21 protein-coding genes and 3 pseudogenes are annotated in these 22,330 nt (G+C 68.5%); 14 read left to right on the top strand and 10 right to left on the bottom strand.

What is annotated here, in order from left to right; translation table 11 throughout:
- Window positions 1-228: 228 nt before the first annotated feature.
- From ACFW48_RS36340 to ACFW48_RS36325, 4 genes are all read right to left on the bottom strand, one after another.
- Window positions 229-1,656 (bottom strand): FAD-binding oxidoreductase, encoded by a 1,428-nt coding sequence (locus ACFW48_RS36340; protein WP_386322573.1) that lies wholly within the window; start codon window positions 1,654-1,656, stop codon window positions 229-231.
- Complete coding sequence (locus ACFW48_RS36335) at window positions 1,653-2,627, bottom strand: alpha/beta fold hydrolase (RefSeq protein WP_386322571.1); 975 nt, start codon at window positions 2,625-2,627, stop codon at window positions 1,653-1,655. The genes ACFW48_RS36340 and ACFW48_RS36335 overlap by 4 nt, the downstream gene beginning before the upstream one ends.
- A 211-nt stretch (window positions 2,628-2,838) precedes the next feature.
- Window positions 2,839-4,485, bottom strand: a complete 1,647-nt coding sequence (locus ACFW48_RS36330) for a LuxR C-terminal-related transcriptional regulator (protein ID WP_386322569.1) — start codon at window positions 4,483-4,485, stop codon at window positions 2,839-2,841.
- Window positions 4,486-4,676: 191 nt separating this feature from the next.
- On the bottom strand, window positions 4,677-4,862 hold the full coding sequence (locus tag ACFW48_RS36325) for a hypothetical protein (protein ID WP_386322567.1): 186 nt from the start codon (window positions 4,860-4,862) through the stop codon (window positions 4,677-4,679).
- An 829-nt stretch (window positions 4,863-5,691) separates the two neighbouring features.
- On the opposite strand from ACFW48_RS36325, the gene ACFW48_RS36320 reads away from it, so the two are divergent.
- A complete protein-coding gene (locus tag ACFW48_RS36320) occupies window positions 5,692-5,988 on the top strand; it encodes a hypothetical protein (RefSeq protein ID WP_386322565.1) in 297 nt (98 codons plus the stop codon).
- Between the two features lie 402 nt (window positions 5,989-6,390).
- Here ACFW48_RS36320 and ACFW48_RS36315 read toward each other — a convergent pair whose 3' ends face one another.
- Both ACFW48_RS36315 and ACFW48_RS36310 read right to left on the bottom strand, forming a co-directional pair.
- Complete coding sequence (locus ACFW48_RS36315) at window positions 6,391-6,813, bottom strand: hypothetical protein (protein WP_386322563.1); 423 nt, start codon at window positions 6,811-6,813, stop codon at window positions 6,391-6,393.
- 528 nt (window positions 6,814-7,341) lie between these two features.
- The gene (locus tag ACFW48_RS36310) at window positions 7,342-7,980 is read right to left on the bottom strand and encodes a hypothetical protein (RefSeq protein WP_386322561.1); all 639 of its coding nucleotides are present in this window, start codon (window positions 7,978-7,980) and stop codon (window positions 7,342-7,344) included.
- Window positions 7,981-8,328: 348 nt separating this feature from the next.
- On the opposite strand from ACFW48_RS36310, the gene ACFW48_RS36305 reads away from it, so the two are divergent.
- The 5 genes from ACFW48_RS36305 to ACFW48_RS36285 all read left to right on the top strand — a co-directional run bounded on the left by ACFW48_RS36305 (window position 8,329) and on the right by ACFW48_RS36285 (window position 12,841).
- Complete coding sequence (locus tag ACFW48_RS36305) at window positions 8,329-8,934, top strand: hypothetical protein (RefSeq protein ID WP_386322559.1); 606 nt, start codon at window positions 8,329-8,331, stop codon at window positions 8,932-8,934.
- A 403-nt stretch (window positions 8,935-9,337) separates the two neighbouring features.
- On the top strand, window positions 9,338-10,177 hold the full coding sequence (locus ACFW48_RS36300; RefSeq protein ID WP_386322557.1) for an IS5 family transposase: 840 nt from the start codon (window positions 9,338-9,340) through the stop codon (window positions 10,175-10,177).
- Window positions 10,178-10,322: 145 nt separating this feature from the next.
- On the top strand, window positions 10,323-11,147 hold the full coding sequence (locus tag ACFW48_RS36295) for a DUF1963 domain-containing protein (RefSeq protein WP_386322555.1): 825 nt from the start codon (window positions 10,323-10,325) through the stop codon (window positions 11,145-11,147).
- Window positions 11,148-11,508: 361 nt separating this feature from the next.
- Entirely contained in the window at window positions 11,509-11,892 is a 384-nt protein-coding gene (locus ACFW48_RS36290; protein WP_386322553.1) for a nucleotide disphospho-sugar-binding domain-containing protein, read from the top strand.
- A 79-nt stretch (window positions 11,893-11,971) separates the two neighbouring features.
- On the top strand, window positions 11,972-12,841 hold the full coding sequence (locus ACFW48_RS36285) for an NAD(P)-dependent oxidoreductase (RefSeq protein WP_386322551.1): 870 nt from the start codon (window positions 11,972-11,974) through the stop codon (window positions 12,839-12,841).
- A gap of 150 nt (window positions 12,842-12,991) precedes the next feature.
- On the opposite strand, the gene ACFW48_RS36280 is transcribed toward ACFW48_RS36285, so the two are convergent.
- The gene (locus tag ACFW48_RS36280; RefSeq protein ID WP_386322549.1) at window positions 12,992-13,648 is read right to left on the bottom strand and encodes a TetR/AcrR family transcriptional regulator; all 657 of its coding nucleotides are present in this window, start codon (window positions 13,646-13,648) and stop codon (window positions 12,992-12,994) included.
- A gap of 418 nt (window positions 13,649-14,066) precedes the next feature.
- Between ACFW48_RS36280 and ACFW48_RS36275 the strand changes: the two genes are divergently transcribed.
- On the top strand, window positions 14,067-15,272 hold the full coding sequence (locus tag ACFW48_RS36275) for an IS110 family transposase (RefSeq protein ID WP_386322547.1): 1,206 nt from the start codon (window positions 14,067-14,069) through the stop codon (window positions 15,270-15,272).
- Window positions 15,273-15,305: 33 nt separating this feature from the next.
- Here the strand turns inward: ACFW48_RS36275 and ACFW48_RS36270 are convergent.
- Together ACFW48_RS36270 and ACFW48_RS36265 are read right to left on the bottom strand one after the other, a co-directional pair.
- Window positions 15,306-16,181 (bottom strand): annotated as a pseudogene (locus tag ACFW48_RS36270) (IS256 family transposase); the annotation flags it as partial.
- Between the two features lie 103 nt (window positions 16,182-16,284).
- Window positions 16,285-16,946: pseudogene (locus ACFW48_RS36265) on the bottom strand (HNH endonuclease family protein).
- Window positions 16,947-17,315: 369 nt separating this feature from the next.
- On the opposite strand from ACFW48_RS36265, the gene ACFW48_RS36260 reads away from it, so the two are divergent.
- The 7 genes and pseudogenes from ACFW48_RS36260 (at window position 17,316) to ACFW48_RS36230 (ending at window position 21,813) form a co-directional block, all read left to right on the top strand.
- Window positions 17,316-18,035: a hypothetical protein gene (locus tag ACFW48_RS36260; protein ID WP_386322545.1), complete on the top strand. Its 720-nt coding sequence runs from the start codon at window positions 17,316-17,318 to the stop codon at window positions 18,033-18,035.
- Window positions 18,032-18,532: a hypothetical protein gene (locus tag ACFW48_RS36255; protein ID WP_386322543.1), complete on the top strand. Its 501-nt coding sequence runs from the start codon at window positions 18,032-18,034 to the stop codon at window positions 18,530-18,532. The genes ACFW48_RS36260 and ACFW48_RS36255 overlap by 4 nt, the downstream gene beginning before the upstream one ends.
- 117 nt (window positions 18,533-18,649) lie before the next feature.
- Window positions 18,650-19,245, top strand: a pseudogene (locus ACFW48_RS36250) (DUF1524 domain-containing protein).
- A 631-nt stretch (window positions 19,246-19,876) separates the two neighbouring features.
- Window positions 19,877-20,095 (top strand): hypothetical protein, encoded by a 219-nt coding sequence (locus ACFW48_RS36245; protein WP_386322542.1) that lies wholly within the window; start codon window positions 19,877-19,879, stop codon window positions 20,093-20,095.
- Complete coding sequence (locus ACFW48_RS36240) at window positions 20,092-20,703, top strand: helix-turn-helix domain-containing protein (protein ID WP_386322540.1); 612 nt, start codon at window positions 20,092-20,094, stop codon at window positions 20,701-20,703. The genes ACFW48_RS36245 and ACFW48_RS36240 overlap by 4 nt, the downstream gene beginning before the upstream one ends.
- 36 nt (window positions 20,704-20,739) lie before the next feature.
- Window positions 20,740-20,994 carry an RNA polymerase sigma factor gene (locus ACFW48_RS36235; RefSeq protein ID WP_386322627.1) on the top strand — a complete coding sequence of 85 codons (255 nt, stop codon included), beginning with the start codon at window positions 20,740-20,742 and terminating at the stop codon, window positions 20,992-20,994.
- A gap of 474 nt (window positions 20,995-21,468) precedes the next feature.
- Window positions 21,469-21,813 (top strand): hypothetical protein, encoded by a 345-nt coding sequence (locus tag ACFW48_RS36230; protein ID WP_386322538.1) that lies wholly within the window; start codon window positions 21,469-21,471, stop codon window positions 21,811-21,813.
- 106 nt (window positions 21,814-21,919) lie between these two features.
- Here ACFW48_RS36230 and ACFW48_RS36225 read toward each other — a convergent pair whose 3' ends face one another.
- Window positions 21,920-22,324 carry a DUF4265 domain-containing protein gene (locus ACFW48_RS36225; RefSeq protein ID WP_386322536.1) on the bottom strand — a complete coding sequence of 135 codons (405 nt, stop codon included), beginning with the start codon at window positions 22,322-22,324 and terminating at the stop codon, window positions 21,920-21,922.
- Between the last annotated feature and the right edge of the window lie 6 nt (window positions 22,325-22,330).

The following is a 22,330-nucleotide window of genomic DNA, read 5'->3' as shown; positions in this document are numbered from 1 at the left end:
CGGCCTCCCCGCGCGGCCGCGGGCGCCCCCCGCCGACCGCCTTTTCCCCCCCCCCCCGCCCCCCGGACCCCGTTCCGTGGGCCCCGAACGTCCGCTCGGGCCCCACGGACAGCTTCCCGGCGGGTGGCGCTTCCCTGCCGCCACATCTTGTGGACACCGAAGACGGTGGTCGCCGTCGGGGCGATGCACTCCGGCGGCGTGTTGGAGCCGCAGATCAGGACGACACCCTCATCTGCCTGGCCGGATGTTGCGGTTGACGCGGAAGGCGTTGTCTGGGTCGTACTCCGCCTTGATCTGACGGAGGCGCTCGTAGTTGCCCCGGTACGCATCGGCGGTTCTGGTGGCGTCGTCCTCGGCCAGCTGGAAGTTGACGTAGTTCCCGCCGGTCGAGAACGGACGGATCCTCTCCCATCCCTTGCGGACGGCGGCCACGATCCGGTCGCCATCGGCCTGCGGAGGCCACACTCCGGAGAAGCCGCTGATGAACCGGGCTTCCCGGTTGCCGACCGCTCCACCGTCGCCGGCGGACTCGTTCAGCGCACCCGCGAGGTGGAAGATGACAGAGAAGGACAGGGGGGACGCGACCTCCAGCGCGGCGTCCCGGAAGGTGGGGAGGTACGCGCCCGGCAGGCCGGGGAGGAACTCGGCCTTCCAGTACTGGTTCAGCCCCTTGGGCTCCATCGCGTCGACCATCGACTGCTGAGCCACGTACGGCTTCGCACCGATCAGGTTGAAGATCGGCCCTCCAAGGGCACGCAGCGGGGCGAGGTCGGCCTCGGCGTTCGCGCCGCTGTGGCACACGAGTAGCGCGGCGACGGGCTTGAGGTGCCACTCGTCCGGGACGAACGGCGCGGGCGGCGCGAGCCGGATGACCGCCACCACCGTCAGCTCGCGGGGAGCGGCCGCGGTAAGTTCCCGGTACGTCGCGAGCACCTCGTCCGCCCGGTCGGCACTCCAGGCGGCCAGGCCGCCGGTGATGACGGGGCCGACCTCGTGCAGCCGGAAGGTGAAGCGGGTGACGACGCCGAAGTTACCGCCACCGCCCCGGATCGCCCAGAACAGATCCGGGTTCTCCGCCCGGTCGGCGGTCCGTATCCTTCCGTCCGCCGTGACGATCTCGACCTCCTCCAGGTTGTCGGCCGCCCAGCCGAACCGGCGCGTCAGGTAGCCGAATCCGCCGCCGAGGGTCAGACCGGCGACTCCCGTCTCGGACACGAACCCGAGCACCGCAGCGAGGCCGTACTGCTGGGTCGCCCGGTCGATGTCCTGCAGCAGGCATCCCGGACCGGCGTGCGCGAGGCGGGCGGCCGGGTCCACGGTCACCTCGCGCATGCGGGACATGTCGAGGGTCAGCCCGCCGTCGGCGAGTGCCGTTCCGGCGATGTTGTGGCCGCCGCCCTTGATGCTCAACAGCAGGCCGTGGTTCGTGGCGAACCGGACGGCGGTGGCCACGTCCTGGGCCGAGGCCGCCTGGACGACCAGCGAAGGCTTCGCCGTGACCATGGCGTTCCAGACCAGGACGGCCTCGTCCCAGCCCTCGTCCCCGGCCGTGAGCAACGGCCCTTCGAGCCGGGTGCCGAATTGCTCGACCTGCGCGGAGGTCAGGCCGACGTGGCCGCCGCCCAACCCGGCGACTTCGAACCCTCGTGTGTTCATGCCGACCCCTTCGCTCCCGAATCCCTTCCCGGTGCCGCTTTCGGTGCCGCTCCCGGTGCCTCTCTCCGTGTCTCTCCCGATGCCCCCATCGCAGTGCGCAGCGCGTCGATGAAGGCCTCCGGCTGCTCCATGGCGGGATCGTCCCGGCAGTCCTCGATCACGTACAGCGGCCAGCCGTGCCGGGCGCTCGCCGACTCGGCCGTCCGCAGTCGTACCTGGAGGCCATGCCGGCCGTGGATCAAGACGGTGGGGACGTCGATGCGGTCGAGGTCGCCGGACGGGAGCGACGGCATGGCGACCCGCGGCATGAGCTGGCGGAGCGCCGTCTGCACACTCGGTGTGCGGGCCCGGTCCAGGGCGTAGTCGAGCAGCGGCTCCCACTGCTCTCCCGTCTGCTCGCCCACCCGGTCCCAGTCGTAGAAGCACCGGTTGAACAGGCGGTCCCGGCTCTTCGCTGTCGGATGGGCGACGAAGCCCATCATGGGCACCGCGAAGCTCGGCGCCGGCCGGAACAAGCTCAGACCCAGCGTGTCGACGAGGATCAGCTGGGCGAGGCGGCCGCTGTGGTGCGCGGCGTACCGGGCGGCGATGGCTCCGCCGAGGAGGTGGCCGACCAGTACGGGCGGCCTCCCCCGACAGGTCTGCTCGATCAGCTCGTCGAGCCAGGTCACGACCGTGTCGGCGTCGAGTCGGCCCTCCGTGACGGCGGAGGCGCCGTGCCCCGGCAGGTCGGGAACGATCACCCTGTGGGTCCTGACCAGGTCGGGGACCACCTTGATCCAGATGGCGGCGAACTCCCCCTGCCCGTGCAGCAGCACGATCGGCGGGCCGTCACCGCCTTCCAGGACGGCGGTGGACACCGTCGCCAGCTGCACCTGCCGCTCGGTCAGCGGCATCGCGGAGAGGAGCTGGTCGCGGGTCTGCTGACCGGCGGACGGCTCCGGGCTCGTGGCCCTTTCCTCAGTCCTCATCACGGCCTCCCTTCATCAGGGCCCAGCAGGCCTTCGAGACTGTCGGGCCTATGAGGAAAGAGTCCGCGTCGGACGGCGCTGCCCGCATCGGTCGCAGCAACCAACTCGACCGTCGCACGCCGTGTGGGTATTTCTGTGCAGGCGGCCGGGACCTGTACGGCCTATACGGGACCTGTACGCCCGTACGGGACCCATGTGAGACCTATACGCCCTATACGAGATCGTGCTCGTAGGCGTAGGCGGTGGCGGCGGCCCGTGAGGAGATGCCCAGCTTGGTGAACATGTTGCTCACGTGCCGGGCCACCGTCCTGTCGCTGATGACAAGCCGGTCCGCGATCTCCCGGTTCGAAGCACCGGTCGTGACCAGGCGGAGCACCTCGACCTCGCGCGGGGTCAGACCACCGGGACCCGGGTGCGCGGCCCTGCCCGCCGGGCGCATGAGCTGCCGCACCTGCTCCAGCGCCGGTACCGCGCCCAGCTGCTCGAGCACCCGGCGGGAGGCTTCCAGCTCCATCTCGGCCGTGTCGTGATCGCCGATCCGGCGGCACGCCCGCGCCATCTGCAGCCGCACCTGTGCCGTTTCGTAGGGAGCGTCGATTTCGTGCCAGGCAATCCACGCACGGCGCAGCGCGACGCACGCGGACTCCGGTTCACCGGCGGCAAGGAGCACGGAACCGTGCGCGTACGCGGCCAGCGCCCGCAGGTACGGCGAATCGAAACCGGCGGCGATCTTGTCGAGTTCGTCCACCGCGGCCTGAGCGTTCTCGACGGCTCCGGCGGCGAGCTCGATCTCCACACAGCCGGCCAGCACCCTGGGCCGCTCCTCCGCCCCCTCGGTCTCCCCGACCGTCCGGCGGATCGCGGCGGCAGCGTCATCCAGGCGGCCTTGCGCCAGCCGGAGCAGCGCCAGGCCCGGCTGCGCCGAGTGCCCCAAGGCGTTGGCCTCGCGATAGCAGCTCTCGGCCCGGGAGAACTCGCCGCGCAGCCGGAACAGCTCGGCACGCTGGTACAGCGCCATGCCCAGCACCGGGTCACCGGGCGGTTCGGACAGGTGCTCGCACGCCTGCCGCGCCTCGTCCATGGCATCGGCCCACTCGCCGCGCAGCTGCATGATCTCCGAACGGTGCACCAGGCACTGGCCCCGGTACGGCTTGAGGCCCTGCTGCGTGGCGCACCAACGGCTCAGCGCCGCCGTCCACTCCTGTACGCGACGGAGGTCGAAGATCCCTCGGCAGGCGAGGATCACGGCGCAGTAGACGATTCCGGCGGTGACCGGCGACACCTCTCCCGTGGTCACCGCCACCATCGCCTCATCCAGCATCACCACGCCCTGCGCCGCCCGGCCCTGCGCGACCAGGGCCTGGCCCTGCCCCAGCCTTCCGAACGCCCGCAGATCGGCATCGTCGAATCGGTCGGCGATCTCGGTGATCTCCACGCACGAGTGGCGCGCTGCCTCGGGATCGCCACGGTTCAGGGCCTGCAGCGCCATGGGGATGCGCAGGTAGCCCTGCTCCGCGCAGTCCGGCGCCGCGTCCTCGAGGATGTGCTGCGCCCGTGCCAGCCATCCGCCGCCGCGGGCGTGCTCGCCGTGGAGGACGAGCGTGAGCCCGATCCAGAACGCGCACCGTACGGCCGGCGCCGCGTCCCCTCGTTCCAGGAACGCGTGATGGGCCCGCTCCCAGGTCTCGGTCGCCGCGTCGATGGCTCCGATCAGGTACGCCGCCCGCGCCATCCGGTCAAGATCATCGGCCTCAAGCGGGCCCTGCTGGTCGGCGGCCGACAACTGCTCATACGCGTCCCGCCACGCCAGCCGCTCGTACGCCTCGCGCCCCTGCATACCTGGATCAACGGTCGCCATGAGTGCTCCCGCGAGCGACGACTCCCTGTGGGCAGCCTACGTGGTGACTGCGGATTGCGCCTGGTGACCGCGCTTGCGCCCGAGCCCTCCAGTGAGCCGCCTGAACCCGTACTTGGGGATACAGGGGTGTGGCCGAGGTTGGCGCGGGCGGGAGAGTCCAGGGCGATGTTCTCGACGTTGCCCTCGTACTGTCAGCGGGCATGGCGGGGCTCCGTCACGGGCTGGTCGTCGGCGGTCGCCGGCGTACGTGGGCGGGGTACGGCGACCGGCAGGCCGAGGTCGAGACGCCTGTCCTCGTCCGAGAGCTCCTTCGCCCAGGCCGGTTCGGCGAGGACCTGCTGAAGCAGCAGAGTATGGCCGCCGCCGTCCGCGACCACTGGTGCGCGCGGCCCGGACGCGCGCCAAGATCATGGAAGGCCTCGCCCTCGCGGAGCGGGTCCTGTTCACCCGGCCCGCGCCGAAATCCGCGCGAGCCCAGATGAAATTCCTCCGCAAGCGGGAGAGGGCTCCACCAAGAGCTTGGCGGAGCGCCTCGGCGTCTCCCACAGGACGGCGCAGCGCTAGCTCTCGGGTGCCTCCACCAAGCCGCACCAGCGCCTCCAGGAGGCGCTGGTGCGGGAGACCGAGTCGGAATGGCAACCGCAGGTCAGGGCACAGGCAAAGCAGCGCGCGGCGTCCTCGGGCGGGCTGGTCATCTCCTGCCGTGCGTACTTCGGCCTCGGTCCGGAGGGCACCTCGGACGCGGGCCGGGTACGGGACATCACCGTCGCCGTCACCCCCCCCACGCGGCCGCCATCCTCGCCGCGCAGGAGGGGGGTGCGACGGAGAGCGATCTGCATGTCGCGCTCGCGGAGGCCATCGCGGACGCCTATTTCCGTCAAGGCGGTGGCGGCCGGGCGGACTTGGAGGTGAAATTCGCAGACGTGGAGTGGCTCAACATAGCGTTTTAGCAGCACGGATTACACGACTGCGATACACCTGTTGAGCACGATAGTTGTCACGAAGGCAGCTTGTTGTCACCAGGACGGCCGGACAAAGCGGCTTTGGTCGGTCACCGGCGCCCTTCCGCACTGAGGCCGTCGGGCTTTCGTTGCGTTGCCTGCTGGGCGAGGCTGTAGGGCGGCGGTGCACGCTGCTCGGCCTCAGCCCGCCCGTCCAGAGCTGGCACTGGATACAGTCCTCCGAGGTACCTCGGAGGGAGTCTCAGTGCGTCGCCTGGCCGCCGTCCTGTTAGTTCTTTGCTCAGCCCTTGTCTCCTGTTCCTCGAAGGAGGGCGCGTCCCCCTCCACCTCTACACCGTCAGTCGGCAAGGCTGATCTCAACGCCGTGGAGCACCGGTGGGCGGGCCTCACAGAGCAAGAGCAGCAGCGCGTCTGTGCATACGCGGGTAACGATGACGGCAACGCCGACATGGCTGGCGCGCTGGAGCAACTCCGAGAGCACGACTACAGCGAGGCTGAAGCCGCAGAGATGCTGCCGTACGTAATGAACGAATGCACCTGACGCGACCGGGACAGTTGGGGCAGCACAGGTGGCTAGAGGCGGTGACATCAACTCTGCTCCGCCCGCTATTGGTGACAGGTAGCATGCTGTATCGGTGGCAACTACGGTGCTTCATCCGACGGAAGCCGCAGCTCAGCGGATCGCGATGGTGACACCTATCGTGCTTTGGCTCACCTGTCTGTTGAGCCGAAGCACGGTGGTTGTCACATAGGCAGGCTGGTTGTCACCGACGGTGTTGTGGGCGGTTGAGCCTGAGCGCGACAGGTCGACAACTGGTTCACTGTGTCCGGCCTCCGGCGACCGCTGATCGTTTCCTCAGAGGGCACGGGCAGGGTTTCGTCGGGTGAGGCTGGTTGGCACGGTCGTCCGGCCGGCCCCGGGTGAACGCGACGGACGTGTGGGTCAGGGGCAGAAGGTCTCACCGTTGGAGTACCTCCGGCCGTCGTGTTCCACCCACCCGGAGATGTAGGCGCAGCGTCCCTCCATGCCGCCGACGTAGATCGCGCCGGCGTACTTGTCGTAGAACCCGTTGTCATACCAGGAGGTCTGCCAGTCTGTGCGGCGGATGCGGACCTCCATGTTGTGCCGTCCCACTGCCACGTCGTAGGTCATCGCGCACAGTTGGCCGCTGCCTGCGGAGGTCCAGTAGACGTCGATGTAGGCATGACCGTCTCCCAGGTGGACGGCGTCGTATCGGCTGCCCTGGCAGTAGGAGAACGGACCCGCGTAACCGGGGGGCGCATCGGCGGGGTCGGTCGCCGACGCCACACCCGCACCGCCCGTGCTGATGCCCGCCGTCGCCACGACAACCGTTACTGCGGACATGATCCGTTTCGCCCCGGTGCCGAATCTGCTCATTGTTCCCCCTTGGATGGACCAGATTCTTGGGCGGGTCAGGATAGCGTCGGCCGCATCCCCGCGAGATGCCTTCTCCGCAAGTGCTGAGATGACGACCCTTATTTGGCCATCGCCCCGTTTCAACTGCCCAAGACAGGCCCGGGCGCCTGTCGGAGGCTCAGCCGCTCGTTTTAGTCATGAAGCGCGGTTCGCGTGGTGGACGCCCCGTCAGTCATGATGCGGCCCTGTACAAGGAGCGCAACACGGCCGAACGCTGCATCAACGAGATCATCGAAGCTCTGCGGAGAACCTCAGGCTCCCGATCTTCGTTTCTGGTGACAGAAGGTCTGCTGAATGAGGGTCTGTGACAAGTGGGATGCCTTGTGTGTGACAAGCAGGCTGCTTCGACTGTCCCCATTCGCCGGCTCAACCGGTCCCGTTGGTGACAGCTCCTGAGCTTCGGTTCAATCCGGCGGGTCGTCGTACGGCGCTCTGGTGGCGGCCCGCTCTGATTCCTCACCACGAATGCGAGGCCGGAGATGACCAGGATGTGGCTGCCCGGCGGCGGTACCCGTCGACCACTCGCCCCACCGTGCCCCGGGAGCCGGTCGACCCGGCCCGCATCGGCCGCCGGGTCGACCGGCGCCGGGCGAAGGGGATGGACGCCGGCGCCGTCGCGGCGGCCCTCGAGGACGCGCGGTTCGACTCCCGGCAGGCGTTCCGGCACGAGGGCCTGGCCGACGACGTCCGCGGCCCGGCGGAGCCCCTGAGTGGGAGCGCATCGACCAGCTGCTCGCCGGCGCCGTCCCGGGCACCGTCTACGACCCGGACGCCGACGTCGTCGTCCAGGCCGGACTCGCCGCCGCCGACGCCGCGGCCGCCGCCCGGGAAGCCGAACTGCGCGAAGCCGCCCGGATCGCGGCCCGCGCCGACAAGCTCCAGGCGCTGCGCGGGCTGGAGACGCTGGAGCAGACCGGGCCCCGTACCGGAGACGAAGCCGTCCGGGACGAACTCACCCGGCGAGCCGGCGGGTATATCCAGGCCGACGTCGACGCCTGGCTGGCGCACGCCCTGGCCGCGCACCTCGGGCACTACCGCGAACCGGCCGCCCGCGAGGGAGCCGCCGGCCTTCTCACGCCGCCGGTCCTCGCGCACGCCGCGCTGCTCGCCGAACTCGCGCGCCTGGTCCCCGACGCCGATGTCGACCAGCTAGCGTTCGCGGCCCGGCTCGCCGTCACCGAGCCCGAAGCCGTCGGCGCGCTCGCCGCGTTCCTCGCCCGGGCCTGGATGTCCCGTCTCTGACGATCTGGTCCGTGGTAACAGCTGTGGCCGGGCGACGACCAGTTCAGTTGAGTCGTAGGGACACCGGGAGGCTCAGGTGAGGTGGTTCTGGGCGGGTGGGTGCCGGATGCTGTCTCAGTTGATTTGGTCTGGCAGTTCTGCTGTAGGAATTCCGTCGATTGCTGAGCGCGTCGAGTTCACCGTTGGTCATCATGGTGTGTCATGGACCCTACCGATGTCATTGCGGCCGTCGCTCTCACCAGCATTCCCGTGGGCGTGCTGATGGCCCGCTGGCAGATGCGCACCGCCTTGGCGCAATCCGAGGCGAGCCACCGGGCCGCGCTGGCGGTCGCGCAGGCGAACCACCAGACTGCTCTGGCGGCTGCCGAGGCGAATCACCGGACTGCTTTAGAGGCTGCCGAGGCGAATCACCGGAGCGCCCTGGAGACGGCGCGCAACCAGGTGATAGCAGAGCGCGCGAGATGGATAGCGGAGGCGCGGCGCGCCGAGTACAAACTCTTCCAGAGCTCGTTGGCGCAGTTCCGGCGCGCGCTCATAGCTGACGAGCTTGAGTTCAAGGACCTGAAGGAGGCCTTGAACGAGCTCCATGAAGCTCATCATGCGTTGCGCATGGTAGGGCCCGCTGCGGTGAGCGGGGTCGCACAGACAATCTTGTACGGCCACTGCCTGCACATCACCAACCACGTCGACAGGTCACCTGGGCTCGCCCAGCAAGAACGCGCCGAGATGTGGCGCACCCGGCTCTCCCCGCTACGCACCGAGTTGGACGAAGCAATCAGCCTGGTGAACGCCGTCCGTTGGGAATAGGCGACACGGGTCCAGGCCACAAAGCCCCATGGCCTGCACGCAGATCGCGTCACTCCATCGAGCGGTAGTCCGCTTCAAGTACATGGGTGAACCAGGTCACTTGAGACGCGGACCAGATCAATGGAGACGGGACACCGGACGTAGCACCGCATCCGTGATCACCGAGGGGTGACTGTCACGCTGTCACGCCGACCGGTGTCACGCACCCCGGTCCGGCGGTCACGTCGGGGTGGCGCGCTGACGATCCGGCCCGGAATCACGGGCCCGGACCCGGATCTGAGCCACCTCGCCAACCAGCGTGACACTCCTCCTGGAGCGACTACGGTCCGCATCCGGCTGCGGTCCCTCGCCCGCCTGAACTGCGGAACCGTGCCCTCCGCCTCACTCGTGATCACGCTACGTCGTGACCGAGTGCAGGCCGTTCCCCAGCGACCTGTCCGACGCCCGATGGGCCCTGGTCGAGCCGACGCTGGCGGTCTGGAGAAAGGCTCGACTCGACCGCAGACCCACCGGGCAGCCGGCCAAAGTCGATTTGCGGGACGTCTTCAACGTGATCCTCTACGTGAACCGCACGGGAATCTGCTGGAAGTGCCTCCCGCATGACTTCCCGAACCACGCCACCGGCTACGCCTGCTACGCGTCCTGGCGCGACGAAGGAATCTTCGCCCAGCTCAATTACGACCTGACCGGACTGGCCCGCGTGAAGGAAGGGCGCAAGCCCGGGCCGACCGCCTCCGTGATCGACGCCCAGAGCGTGAAGACTTCCACCAGCGTGTCTCTGACCAGCCAGGGAACGGCCGCCGCGAAGAAAATCGTCGGCCGGAAGCGCGGCATCCTCACCGACACGATCGGCCTCATCCTCGCCGTGACCGTCACCGTCGCGGGCCTGTCGGAGAACGCCCTGGGAATCCGACTCCTCGACCAGGCGAAGGAGACGTACCCCACCGTCTCCAAGAGCTGGGTCGACACCGGCTTCAAGGACGCCGTCGTCGAGCACGGCGCCCGCCTCGGAATCGACGTCGAAGTCGTCAACAGGAACCCGGAGACCCGCGGCTTTCAGGTCGTGAAAAGACGCTGGGTGGTCGAGCGGAGTATCGGTTGGATCATGCACCGCCGCCGCCTCGCCCGCGACTGCGAGACCCTCACCGCCAGCTCCGAGGCCATGATCCACATCGCCTCGATCCACAATTTCACCAGACGCATAACGGACGGGACGACACCCACCTGGCGAGGAACGCACTAGGGCGTAAAGGGCAATCTGCCCACTTCAATCGCCCTCTGAGGGGTGGCCGGGGGCTGTGTCGGCGGCCGCTCCGCGGGAACCGGCAGTTGCCCGGTGTACGTCATGGTCCGGCCCATGAGTCAGTACCCGCCACTATGTTCACCGTATGAAACCCGAGATGCTCGACAAGATGAACCGGTTTCGTGAGAAGGCGCTCGCGGGCGGCGTCCCGTCCGCCGAGGTGGAGAGGTGGCTCGAGGCCGCCCGCCCCTGCGCCACCCTGGCGTCCACCGTGGACGGGCCGGTCGTGGGCCACTTCGGCGGGCCCAACCTGCTCCCCGCCGACGCTCCTCAACTCCCGGCAGGGCTGCACCTGATCGCGGTGCTGGACCTCGCCGCGCTGCCCGGCGACGCAACGTCTCTGGCACTGCCTCCCGACGGCCGGCTCCTCTTCTTCGCCCGACTCCATCCCGACGACCTTGACGCTTCCGGCCGAGTGATGTACGTCCCCGCTGGCACGCCCCTCGATGAACGCCCTGGGGACGGCGGCTATGACCGCGCAGAGCTACGGCTGAAGTACGACCTCTCCCTGCCAGACAACGAGGTGCTTGTCGACCCCGTCGAGCACCCGCACGCCAGGGAACTGCGCCAGGCCTGGTCAGACGTGCTGTACGAGGACAGGTACCGTCGCGACGAGACTCACCTGCAGCTCGACGGATACTCCAGGGACTCCTACGGCGAGGACGACCCCATCACCGCGTCCGCCGCCATGGCGGCACGGAGGGCAGGGAAGCCGGAGGGCAGGCGGGCCAGCCCATGGGCACGGCCTCGTCCCGACGACTGGGCGCTTCTCGCTCAATGGTATGGCGGCGTCTTGGACTTCGGTAACTTGCACCTCGGCGGTGACGTCTTCTGGACGATCGCGAGGGAGGACGTGAAGGCGCGGTGCTTCGACCGGGTGACCGTTCTGGGGTGCTTCGGAGGCCCGTGAGCTGATGTCCGATTCTGGCTGATGCCTGTGGCAGGGATGCAGGTCGCGGCTTCGGCTGCTGTTTTCTGACGATGTTGCCGGTGCCGGCTTCGGTGAGGGTGCCGGGTTCGACGAGGCGTTTGAGTTTGGCCTGGTTGCCCTTGGCGTTCTTATCCGGGCTGCGGAGCGCAGCAGATGCCAGGCTGTGAGCTCTTGTGTCATCAGGGCGAGGGCGTGGCCCGCGTCGAGGTCGTCCGGGATCTGGACGAGTGCGGAGTCCTTGGCAACGGCCTGTTGCGCGTACCCGCCGGACACCCGGGCAAGGACACGCCGGCCGTCCGGCGTTCGGTCGACGACCTCGCTTCCGGGTGCGTACGGCAGCATGCCGGCGTCGAGATACGAGCCGTCGGTCTGGTGGGTGTCCGCGAAGTTCACGCCGGCGGCCTCGACGGTGATCAGTGTCTGTGCCGGTCCCGCGGCCGCCGAGGTGCCTCAGATCGTCGCCATCGACGGCGAAGAGATCATGGAGGGGCCGATCAGCGCCCGGTTCCTGACGGACATCGGCGCAGGGCAGCTGCTGCGCCACGAGGAGTGCTCCGTCGACGACATCCGAAAGATGGTCACCAGCCTCGTCGAGGAACCGTCTTTCCGTCGCGGCGCACAGTCCCTGCGGCGCGAGATACACGCCGTGCCGAGCCCGCATGACGTCGTGCCCGTCCTGGAGCGCATGACGACGCATCACCGACGTCCCGACACAACTGAGTAGAGCGTTCCTTCTAGTCCTGTGCTAGCGTGCGGCTCGTTAGAACGATCCATCTAGAAAATGCGAAGGCAAGGGGTACTTCATGTCGAAGCAGTCGGTCACCGTCATCGGGCTCGGTCCGATGGGCCAGGCGATGGTCAGCGCCCTTTTGGAGAACGGTCACGAGGTGACCGTGTGGAACCGCACCGCGAGCAAGGCCGGCGAGGTGGTGTCCAAGGGCGCCAAGCTCGCCCCCACCGTGGCTGAGGCCCTGAAGGCCAACGACCTGGTGATCCTGAGCCTGACGGACTATGCCGCGATGTACGCCATCCTGGGCGAGGCCACCGACGCCCTGGCGGGCAAGACCGTGGTCAACCTCAGCTCGGACACCCCGGAAAAGACCCGCGCCGGCGCCAAGTGGATCGAGAGCCACGGCGGTCGCCACGTCACTGGCGGTGTGAACTCCTCGCCCACCGGCATCGGCGCCCCTGAGTCCTTCACGTTCTACAGCGGCCCCAAGGACGCCTTCGAGGCGAGCCAGGAGACCCTGCAGGTCCTCACCAAGACCGACTACAAGGGCGAGGACCCGGGCCTGGCCGCCCTGTACTACCAGCTCCAGCTGAACGTGTTCTGGACCACCGTGACCTCCTGGCTGCACACCCTGGCGGTGGCCGACGCCAACGGCATCAAGGCCCAGGACTTCCTGCCCTACATCTCGCCCCAGCTCGCCCAGATGCCGGCCTTCCTCGGCTACTACTCGCCGCGCATCGACGAGGGCAACTACGCCGGCGACATCGAGCGGCTGTCCATGGCGGTGGCCAGCATCGACCACGTGGTGGAGACCGCGCGGGACTCCGGGGTCGACACGTCTCTGCCCGCCAAGGTCCAGGAGATCTTCCGCCGCGGCATCGAGGCCGGTCGCTCCGAGGACAGCGCCACCAGCCTGGTGGAGATCTTCAAGAAGCCCGCGTAGGGAAGACTCACCGGCGTAGCGCCCACCGGCGCACGGCCGTCCGCGGCACGGGATCCGTTCCCGCCGCGACGGACGTGCGCCGGTGGCATGCCTGCGGTGCCGATCGAACCGCCGTGGGCGGCCCGCCCCCGGGCGGGCCGTCCGAGCCGGTCAGACCCGGTCCGATCGGGTCCGCTTTTGGCTCGTGGCCGGCACGAAGCCCTCGATCAGTCGGGCCAGATGCCTGCCCGCGACCTTCAACGGCTCGCCGTCCTGCTGCATCTGGGCCACCAACTCGGCGCCCTCCAGCGTGTTGATGACCGTGTAGGCCAGATCGCGGGCGTCCGTCTCCTCGATGCCCGCGGCGCACAGTCGTTCGAACAGCAGCGCGTGCCAGTGGGCGAAGGCCTCGGCCGCGGCGGCCTGAATGTCGGGGAAGCGGCCTGCCGTGCCCAGTGCCGTGGTGGTGATCGGGCAGCCGTCGAGCCAGTCGGAGGCGCGCAACCCGTCGGCGATTCGCACCGCGCAGGCGCGCACGGCCTGTGCCGGTTCGGGGTGGGCGTCGAGAGCGGCCCGCAGCTCGTCCAGGAATTCCTGGTCGCCGCGGCGGACGGCGGCGACGGCCAACTCCTGCTTGCCGCCGGGGAAGAAGTGATACACCGAGCCCAGCGTGGCCGAGGCCTCCAGGGAGATCTGCTTGATTCCCGTGCCGTCATAGCCTTGGCGCTGCATCAGCCGAGAGGCCGCCCGCACGATGCGCTCACGCGTGGCGGGCAACGACTCCGACACGGATGCCGGACGATCGGCGCTCGAGGATACTTTCTTCACGCCACGAGGCTACCAGCTAGAGCGTTCTGTCCAGAATGCTCCAGGGTCCGTCTTCAAAGATCGTTCGGGTGGTAGATCATGGTGTCGTGGTACGTCGTCTTGAACTCACTGAGCGTTTTCAGAGTGGCCACCGGTCGGGTGACGGGGTGGCCTCCCGCAACGCACGAGGCTCCCGTGCCGTTGAGAGAGGTGCCTTCTTGGCGGGTCCGTTCCGATCATTCGTACGATCGGGAGGCCCAGGGGTGCCGGGTGTGGCTCAAAAAGCTCGTGCCGAGGGTGTGGCTTTCAGTGATTGGCCGCCCGGTGCCCCGCGACGACACGGCCACTCATTGGGATGCGCGAACTTCATCGCTTCGTAAGGACACGTCGGCGTGGTCGTCTGCCGGGACCAGGAACACGGATCCTCAAGGAGGCACAAGTGCCGCAACTGTGGGCGGGAACGGACGCGGGCAAGAGCGAGCATCACTGCACGGTGATCGATGCCGAGGGCGAGCGAAGGCTGTCGCGGCGGGTGGTCAACGACGAGACGACCCTGCTCGAGCTGCTCGGCGAGGTCCTCGACCTCAGCGAGGGCGAGCCGGTGACCTGGGCCATCGACCTGAACGCGGGCGGTGCCGCACTGCTGATCGCCCTGCTGGCCGCCCACGGACAGAAAGTCCTCTACATCCCGGGCCGGACCGTCCACCACGCCTCCGGCTCCTACCGGGGCGACGGCAAGACGGACGCCAAGGACGCCTACGTCATTGCCGACCAGGCCCGCATGCGCCGCGACCTGCACCCCTTGCAGGAACAGGACGAGATCGCCGTCGACCTTCGCATCCTCACCGCCCGCCGCTACGACCTCACCGCCGACCGCACCCGCGCGATCAACCGGCTGCGCGCCCAGATCCTGGAGTACTTCCCCGCCCTGGAACGCGCCTTCAACTACAGCACCTCCAAGGCCGCGCTCGTCCTGCTGACCGGCTACCAGACGCCAGCCGCCCTGCGCCGGATCGGCCAGAGCCGGCTGGCCGGCTGGCTGTCGAACCGCAAGGTGCGAAACGGCCAGGCGGTGGCGGCCACCGCGCTCGAGGCGGCCCGGGCCCAGCGCACGGTGATTCCCGGCGAGAGGACCGCGGCAGCCATGGTCCGCACCCTGACCGCTGCGGTGACGGCCCTGGACGAGGAGATCGCCCGCACCGACGCCCTGATCGAGGCGCGGTTCCGCGAGCACGAGCATGCTGTCGCGATTACCAGCATGCCGGGCATGGGCAGCCTGCTCGGTGCTGAGTTCATTGCTTGCACCGGCGGCGACCTGGACGTCATCGGCAGCTCCCGTCGCCTGGCCGGCATCGCCGGCCTCGCCCCTGTCCCCAGGGATTCCGGGCGCATCAGCGGCAACATGCGCCGACCGCACCGCTACCACCGCCGGCTCCTGCGCGTCTTCTACCTGTCCGCCCAGGTCGCCGCCAGGTGCTGTCCGACGTCCAGGGCCTTCTACGAGCGCAAGAGGAGCGAGGGCAAGTCGCACAAGCAGGCCGTCCTCGCCCTCGCCCGGCGACGCCTCGACGTCTTGTGGGCCCTCATACGCGACCAGCGGACCTTCACCGCCGCGCCACCTCAACGCGGCCTTGCAGCGGCATAGCGTGGTCACCGTCCGCTACCGACGCCCTTGACAAACCTGATTGGGAATCACTGACCACGTGTTGCGACGATCGCTGGAATCCGCCCTGTTGCGAATCAAGTGAACAATGCACGTCTGCACCACAGTTCGGGGCCAGACTGCCTCGACCGCGTCCGGCAGACCTTCAGCCCGTCACAGACGAGCATGAGAACGTCCTCAACGCCGCGATTCTTCAGCTCGGTGAAGACCTGGAGCCAGCTTGGCGCCCTCGCCGCCGTCACCGGCCCAGATGCCGAGGATGTCTCGGGTACCCTCGACCGTGACGGCCATAGCAACGTAGATGGGTCGGTTGGCGACCTTGCCATCGTGAATCTTCACGTTGATGGCGTCCACGAAGACGACCGGATAGACGCGCTCCAGCGGGCGGGCCTGCCATTCCGCCATGCCGTCCATCACCGCGTCGGTGATCGTGGAGATGGTCTGCTTGGACACCTCCGCGCCGTACACCTCGGCCAGATGGGCCGATATCTCCCCGTGTGTGAGGCCCTTCGCGGACAGCGACAGCACCATCTCGTCCACGCCGGTCAGCCGGCGCTGCCGCTTGCGGACGAGCTGCGGCTCGAAGGTGCCAGCCGTGTCCCGGGGCACTTTCACCTCGACCGGGCCGACATCGGTCAGCACAGTCTTCGAACGAGTGCCGTTCCGGGAGTTGCCGCTGTTCCGGCCTGCCGCGTCGTGCTTGTCATAGCCGACATGATCGGTGATCTCGCCCTCCAGGGCGGACTCCAGCACCCGCTTCGTCAGCTGCTGCAACAGCCCGCCCTCACCGGTCAACTGCAGCCCGTCGGAACGTGCCCGGTCGACCAGCATCGAGATCAACTGCTCGTCCGACACCGCCTCCACGGCCGACTCGACGACCGGTTCCTCCATGGCCTCGTGCTCGGTGATGGTCTCGCTCATTTCAAGCGTCTCCTTGATCATCGGGTCCGCCGTCTATTGGACACTCCCCTCTCCGCCGCGGCGGGGGAGGACGCTACGCGACGGGCTCGTACGACACGCGCTGCTCCGGGCAGCTGCCCGCGGTCTCCCGCAGCGCCGCGATCTCCGTCTCGTCTGCTGTCGGGCCCCAGCGCAGCTTCGTGACCACCCACTCGGCGACGTACCGGCAGTGCACCTCGGCGGCTGGCGGCAGCCACTGGGCCGGGTCCTGGTCCGCCTTGGACCGGTTCGAGCGGCCGTGACAGCCACCAACGACGCCTTGGCGCCCTGGTCGTTGGCGTAGGCCTCACGCCGCTGCGCCGTCCAGCCGGAGGCTCCGCTGTCCCAGCTCTCCGCAAGGAGCACCATGTGGTCGATGTCCAGGCCGGAGGTCGAGGTCACCCACACCTGGTCGTAGTAGGACCACCAGCGCCCGCCCGCCAGCCGGCACCCGGGCCCGACCGTAGGCGGCTCGATGGCCTCGGTGATCAGGTCTTCGTTTCGTGTGGAGCAGCCGTCGGCCGGGTCGTCCCCGCGGTTCCAGTGGCGGAAGGCGTCACGGTCGTAGCCGTCGCGGGACTCGGTGGTGACCTGCAGGCGAGTGACGGCTTCCGCAACAGGAAGCGTCTCCGCCCCATGGGCCGCAGGCGTGGACGCGGTCACGGACAGGACGGCGAGGGAAGCGGCGGCCAGGCCGCGCAGCACAGAGGTGAGCATGACCCGTTGATAGCGGCCGGGGGAGGGGCGCTGTGCAGTTCGCCGAGTGCGCCGCCCGGGTGAGTGCAATGGTCATACCGGGCCAGCCTCGACGCGGCCGCGCGGCTCCTCCATCGAGGGAGCGCTTCCGGAGGAGAAGTCGAGTTATGTGGGCCCCGGCCCTGTGCGGTCAGCAGTGAGGGCTGGCAGCGACGGTCAAGGGCAATGCCTCATCCACGCCGTCAGCCACCGTCGTCTGGGGTGTCATCGCAGCGGTTGCTCAAATCATGCTCAGGAAAAGCGCCTGTGGCGGTTGTTTACATGCCGTTACCTTTAGTGTTCAGGGCACTCGATCGCCACGGGGGCGATCCACCAGGAACTGGTGGCTTCATGAACAGAGCCCGCATATCCAGAAACATGCTGGCCCTTACCTGCCTGACTGTCATCGCCGGACTGACCACCGGCGGTACGGCAGTCGCCGAGGAGCCGTCACCGACGGCCACAGACACCACCGTTGTCGAGACCGTTCCGCCGCCGGGGCCGGAGGAGACCGACCTCATCGAGGGAGCTCCCACCGGCGAGGCCGCTGCGCCGACAACCTCACCCGAACCTGATCCCATCGCGGGAGACGACGAGATCGACCTGCCCACGTCCAAGCCGAGCGACACTCTGGACGCAAGGCCGTGCGAGCCGGGCTACCAGTACACGCCCACGAGCAAGACCAAGGACTACCACAAGGGCGTCGGCGCCGAGCAGGCCAACTACAACGGCACCTCACGCACCGCAAGGTCCACCTTCACCTCTGAGGTGACCGGCAAGGTCGGAATCGCCTACAGCGGCGAGCTGAAGGTAGGGGCCTCGGTCGTGGTCGCCGAGATCGAGGGCAAATTCGGCGTCAATGTGTCCGTGGAACTCACGGCCAGACTGGGCAACACCATCGCCGTCAACACCCCGTCCAAGCGGACCACCCACGCCCGATACGGCGTCTACCGGCTCAAGTCCTACGGCTACAACCAGTACCGGTACACCAACTGCACGAAGGGCGTGAAGAAGAACGTGACCATTTACACGCCACGCCGGGTCGGCTGGGTGCTGTGGGAGACCAAGTGACAGTCGGCCGCACAACAGCGGTACCGGCCCTTCTGCTGCTGGCACTGGTGACGGCGGGCTGCACCTCCGGCACCAAGGCGGATGACGCCGCCACGACCACGGCACCCGGGTCCTCCAGCCCATCGACGAGTGAGCACAGTACGGCGCTCATGCCTCCGGCGCTCGATCCCGAGACCGGCGAAGTCGTCGCCGGCCAGCAGGGTGAAACCCGCGGCAACGCGAGTTTCTCCTACGACGCGGGCTCCCGGGGCAAGGCGCTGATCGTCGCGGTCAGTTGCCGGGGCCCTGGCACCATAAAAGTCTCGGTGTCGGTACTGGGAACCGACTTCCCGCTCGAGTGCAGCACGGTAGAGCCCGCCGTGACCTACAACCAACTCGCCATGAGCTCCGCCCACAAGGCCGGCACGGTGGCAGTCACGGCCCCCTCGAGCGTCACCTGGGCGCTTACCGTCGGACGCGGCAACGCTGTTGAAGAGGAATCCCCCACACCGGGATGAGATCGGCCAACAGCCGGGCACGCTGACGGCCGGCCCGCACGGGAAGGCCGGCCGTCAGCGTGCACACCTTGGCCGGGCCGGGTCTGCCGGACAGCAGACCCGGCCCGTCGGCTCACCGTGCCTGTGCCTGCCCACGCCGCGGAGACTCCTCCTGACCGAAACCATCGCGCGCCTGCCGGTGGCGGACGAGTCCCGGGAGGGCTACGACCGGGAGGCCTTCGGCCACTGGTACGCCGGCGCCGACCCCTCGGACGGCTGCAGCACCCGCGCGGAGGTCCTGATCGCGGAGGTGGTGGAGCCCTCGACGGTGGGGCCGAAGTGCCGTCTGACGGGCGGCCGGTGATGGTCACTACGATCAAGTGTGGGTGATACCAGCCTCGGGGCTGGACATTGACCACATGGGTCCGCTGGCCGAGAACTGGGACAGCGGCGCGTCCACGTGGTCGGCGCAGCGCCGTGAGGCATACGCCGACCATCTGAGCGCGGTGAGCAGTTTGGTCGCGGTCACCACACGCTTGAACCGGTCGAAGTCCGACCATGACCCGGCCGAGTGGCTGCCACCTGCTTCCGAGGTGCACCGCCGGTACGTCGCGGAGTGGGTGGCTACGAAGCTGCGCTGGTCCCTGGCTGCCAACGAGGCCGAACCGGCGGCCCTGCGCGAGGTGGCCGCCGGCTGCCCGGATCAGAGCGTGTCCTATGAGCCCACCGCATAGCCGCTGACGGAAGGGCGGGCCGCCTCGGGCGGCGCCGCCGCATGTACCTGCCTGCGATCCGACAGTGACGTGGGCTTCAGGCTTGGTGCCCGCACTGTGCTCGCGGGCCCCCCTGTGGTTTTGCGCCGTCATCCGCATGCGGGGGCGCCTGGTCGGTGTCCGGGGAGTGTCAGTGGCGTGGTCTACGATCGTCGTGCCCCGTGTGCGGGGTTGTGCTCTCGCCTGGCCTCTACGACCGGCCAGGCGAGAGCGGGTGCCCGCTTCCCTCATTGTTTCGGCACGGGGACGGGCCCTTCCGGATGGAAGGCCGACACCGACGGCGTCATGTCCTATTGACGTCGCTTCGGCGTGCAATTGCAAGGAGAACCGGGAACTTCCACCCGTCAGCGCGCCGACTTGCCTGCCCTGCCCGCCGAGTCCCACCGGCTGAGGACGGAGCCTCGCTGATCGCGATTGTTCCGTGATTCCTTGATCACATGGCGTAGCAACTTCTCGTCTGGCCATGCTGGTTGCCCTCCCCAGCGTGGCGGCTTCGGCACCCGCCTGTCCGGGGTGCCGGCGCGCCTTTTCCGGATGGGGCCGCCGGGTTCACATGGCTGACCCTCGACTCCGGTCATAGCAAGGACTCCGTATGAAGCCTCGGCAGATAGTGGTCATCACGGTCACGGCGACCGTGTTCGCCTGGAGCGTGGTGATGGTGGCCGCCGGCGAGACGGCCGTGGTGGCCGCGCTCGCTCCGGCCCTCGCGCTGACCGTGCAGCAGATCGTCCACACCGTTCGCTCCCACACCGCGCCCACCGGCGCCGCACGCCTGGACGCGGCCGCGGACAAGGAGGACGACGCACCGTGATGATGCCGACCGAACCCCCGGTACCACCGGGCAGACCCGCACCCGCACGGCCCGGGCGCAAGCTCGGACCCATCGCGGACAACGTCGGCAGCGCCCACCGCGCCTGGCTGGACCCGCTGCGCACCACCTACCTGGCCAGCGGCCTGACCCTGAACGAACTCAGCGGCCGGGTCCGCTTCGCCAAGTCCAAGATCTCCGAACTACTGCGCGGCGTCGGCCTCTACCCCCGCTGGGAAATCGTCATCCGGCTCGCCATCGAGCTGGGCATGCCCAACTGGCCGCTCTACCGACTGTGGAGCCAGGCGGCCCTCGAAACCCACAAGAGCAGCGAATGGATCAACGGCTGCACCGACCGCACCACACTAACGACTCCCCACAAGGCCCCACCCCTGGACCACCGAGCCTTCCGCGAACTCGTCGAGAACGACTACTCCCTCTACGCCCAAGTCTTCCTCGACAACGACCAGCGCGACATCGCGGTCTCCGACACCTTCGACCGTCTCTGGCTCTCCTGGAACGACGCTCTCGCCAGCCACGACACCCGCCGCTACGCCTGGAACGTCCTGCGCGCCACCGTCATGGCCCGCACCCCCCACCGCGACGGCTGACCCGAACTCGGCAGCGCCGCCTTCGACACCGTCGCCCTGCAGACCCTCGCCACACCGACCGACCACATGAACCAACTCACCGAAACCCTCGAGCTGTTCACCGCGATCGGCCGCCTGTCCGACCGCCAGCTCGACGTCATCGTGCTGCGCCGCCTGTGCGGCTTCCGCCACGAGTCCGTCTCCGCCCTCCTGGGCACCTCCCTGGCCACCGTCCGCTCCGACGAACGCCACGCCACCCGCTTCCTGGAGAGCGTCACCCCCCCGCCCACGACCGAAGGGAACACTCCGTGAGCCACATCGAAGAACTCCTCTCCAGAGCCCTCCTCGTCCGCAACCGCGCCGTCCCCCGCGACACCGTCCCCCACCGCACCACACCCATGACCCACGCACGCCCACCCGCGGCCGCGCACAATCCTGCCGAGAACGGCACCCTGGACGGAGCGGCCGAAGACCTGCGCGCCCTGTGCGAAACCCTCCTCACCCACACCCCGCCCACCGCCGTCGCTGACTTCCTCACCGACCAGGTCCCCGAACCTCGCAGCGCCCTCGCACTGGCCTGCGTCCTGCAACTGTCCGATACCGACGAGGGCGCACGGTTTTGGTGGCAGTACGCCGCCGGCGCCGGGCAAGCCGCCGCCGCCTACTGCCTCTACCTGCATCACCTCGCACAGGGAGAGGGAGACGCAGCCGACTGGTGGCACCACCAGGCCGACGACGTCCAACCGCCAACCCGGAGCGCCGGCCCCCGACCAGGACACCGACACCGTGTCCTGCGCCGGGCACTGGCATCCCGCCAACCACTCCATCACCAGCACTTCCACCGCCACCATCCTCAGAGTCCTGCGCCACTTGTCCCAGAACACGGCACGCCCCCGGTCGGCCGCGGTCCGCAGGCTCATGGCCTACATCCCGGACGCGGTCGCCGCCGGCTATCTCCGCGAGCCCGAAACCGAGCTCCCCCTCCCGGGGGCCGGCTTCGCCCAACGCGTCCAGGCACTGATCACGGTGGCAGCCTCCCGGCCCGAGAAGGGTGAACCGACGGCCCGCTCCACCCTCCGTGAGGCCAGTGCGACAGCGCTGCGGACCGTGGGCGGGACCGTGAAACAGTGACTCGCCCTCGGGGAAAAGGGCAGGCGGAGCAGCGGTTCCAGATGGAAGCCAGGTGTGATCAGGCAGGGGAGTGGGTCTTAGAACTCCTAACGGAATGATCTTGCGGTCAGGAGTCGATCTCCCAGTGGAGGGCGCCGGCCTGGGCAAGGGGTTCCAATGCCTCGACGAAGGGCGCCTCGTCCGAGCCAGGCGGGAGGTCCACGGCAAGGTAGGTGCCCTGAAGCCACTCATGCGGCAGGCCGGTCTCGACAGCCTTGCCGTGCAGGAGCTCGTGTACCTGGTCTCGGTCTGTGTGTTCCACGACGAGTGCGACGCGAAGAGTCCGGTGGCCGGACTTTCGCACGACCCTGTTCACCAGGTGGTTGCTGTCGATGGTCACCACGTCGCGGTAGCAGATTCCGTAGGTGAAGAACGGCAGACAGGCCACCTCGAATGTGTCCTCGGTGAGCTGGCGGGTCCACAGTTGCTCGCGCCAGCCGTCCTGCCGGTCCGACAGGTCGGCGTGGATCATGTAGTT

It is taken from the genome of Streptomyces sp. NPDC058812, assembly GCF_042744565.1.
In the GTDB taxonomy this organism is placed as follows: domain Bacteria; phylum Actinomycetota; class Actinomycetes; order Streptomycetales; family Streptomycetaceae; genus Streptomyces; species Streptomyces thinghirensis.
The sequence above is the reverse complement of the archived record's forward strand: the minus strand, read 5'-3'. Positions and strand labels throughout refer to the sequence as shown.

Coding starts and splice junctions, on each gene's coding strand:
- ACFW48_RS36340 (WP_386322573.1), bottom strand. CDS start 1,656: ATGAACACACGAGGGTTCGAAGTCGCCGGGTTGGGCGGCGGCCACGTC.
- ACFW48_RS36335 (WP_386322571.1), bottom strand. CDS start 2,627: ATGAGGACTGAGGAAAGGGCCACGAGCCCGGAGCCGTCCGCCGGTCAG.
- ACFW48_RS36330 (WP_386322569.1), bottom strand. CDS start 4,485: ATGGCGACCGTTGATCCAGGTATGCAGGGGCGCGAGGCGTACGAGCGG.
- ACFW48_RS36315 (WP_386322563.1), bottom strand. CDS start 6,813: ATGTCCGCAGTAACGGTTGTCGTGGCGACGGCGGGCATCAGCACGGGC.
- ACFW48_RS36305 (WP_386322559.1), top strand. CDS start 8,329: ATGGACCCTACCGATGTCATTGCGGCCGTCGCTCTCACCAGCATTCCC.
- ACFW48_RS36295 (WP_386322555.1), top strand. CDS start 10,323: ATGAAACCCGAGATGCTCGACAAGATGAACCGGTTTCGTGAGAAGGCG.
- ACFW48_RS36290 (WP_386322553.1), top strand. CDS start 11,509: ATGCCGGCGTCGAGATACGAGCCGTCGGTCTGGTGGGTGTCCGCGAAG.
- ACFW48_RS36285 (WP_386322551.1), top strand. CDS start 11,972: ATGTCGAAGCAGTCGGTCACCGTCATCGGGCTCGGTCCGATGGGCCAG.
- ACFW48_RS36260 (WP_386322545.1), top strand. CDS start 17,316: ATGAACAGAGCCCGCATATCCAGAAACATGCTGGCCCTTACCTGCCTG.
- ACFW48_RS36245 (WP_386322542.1), top strand. CDS start 19,877: ATGAAGCCTCGGCAGATAGTGGTCATCACGGTCACGGCGACCGTGTTC.
- ACFW48_RS36225 (WP_386322536.1), bottom strand. CDS start 22,324: ATGATCCACGCCGACCTGTCGGACCGGCAGGACGGCTGGCGCGAGCAA.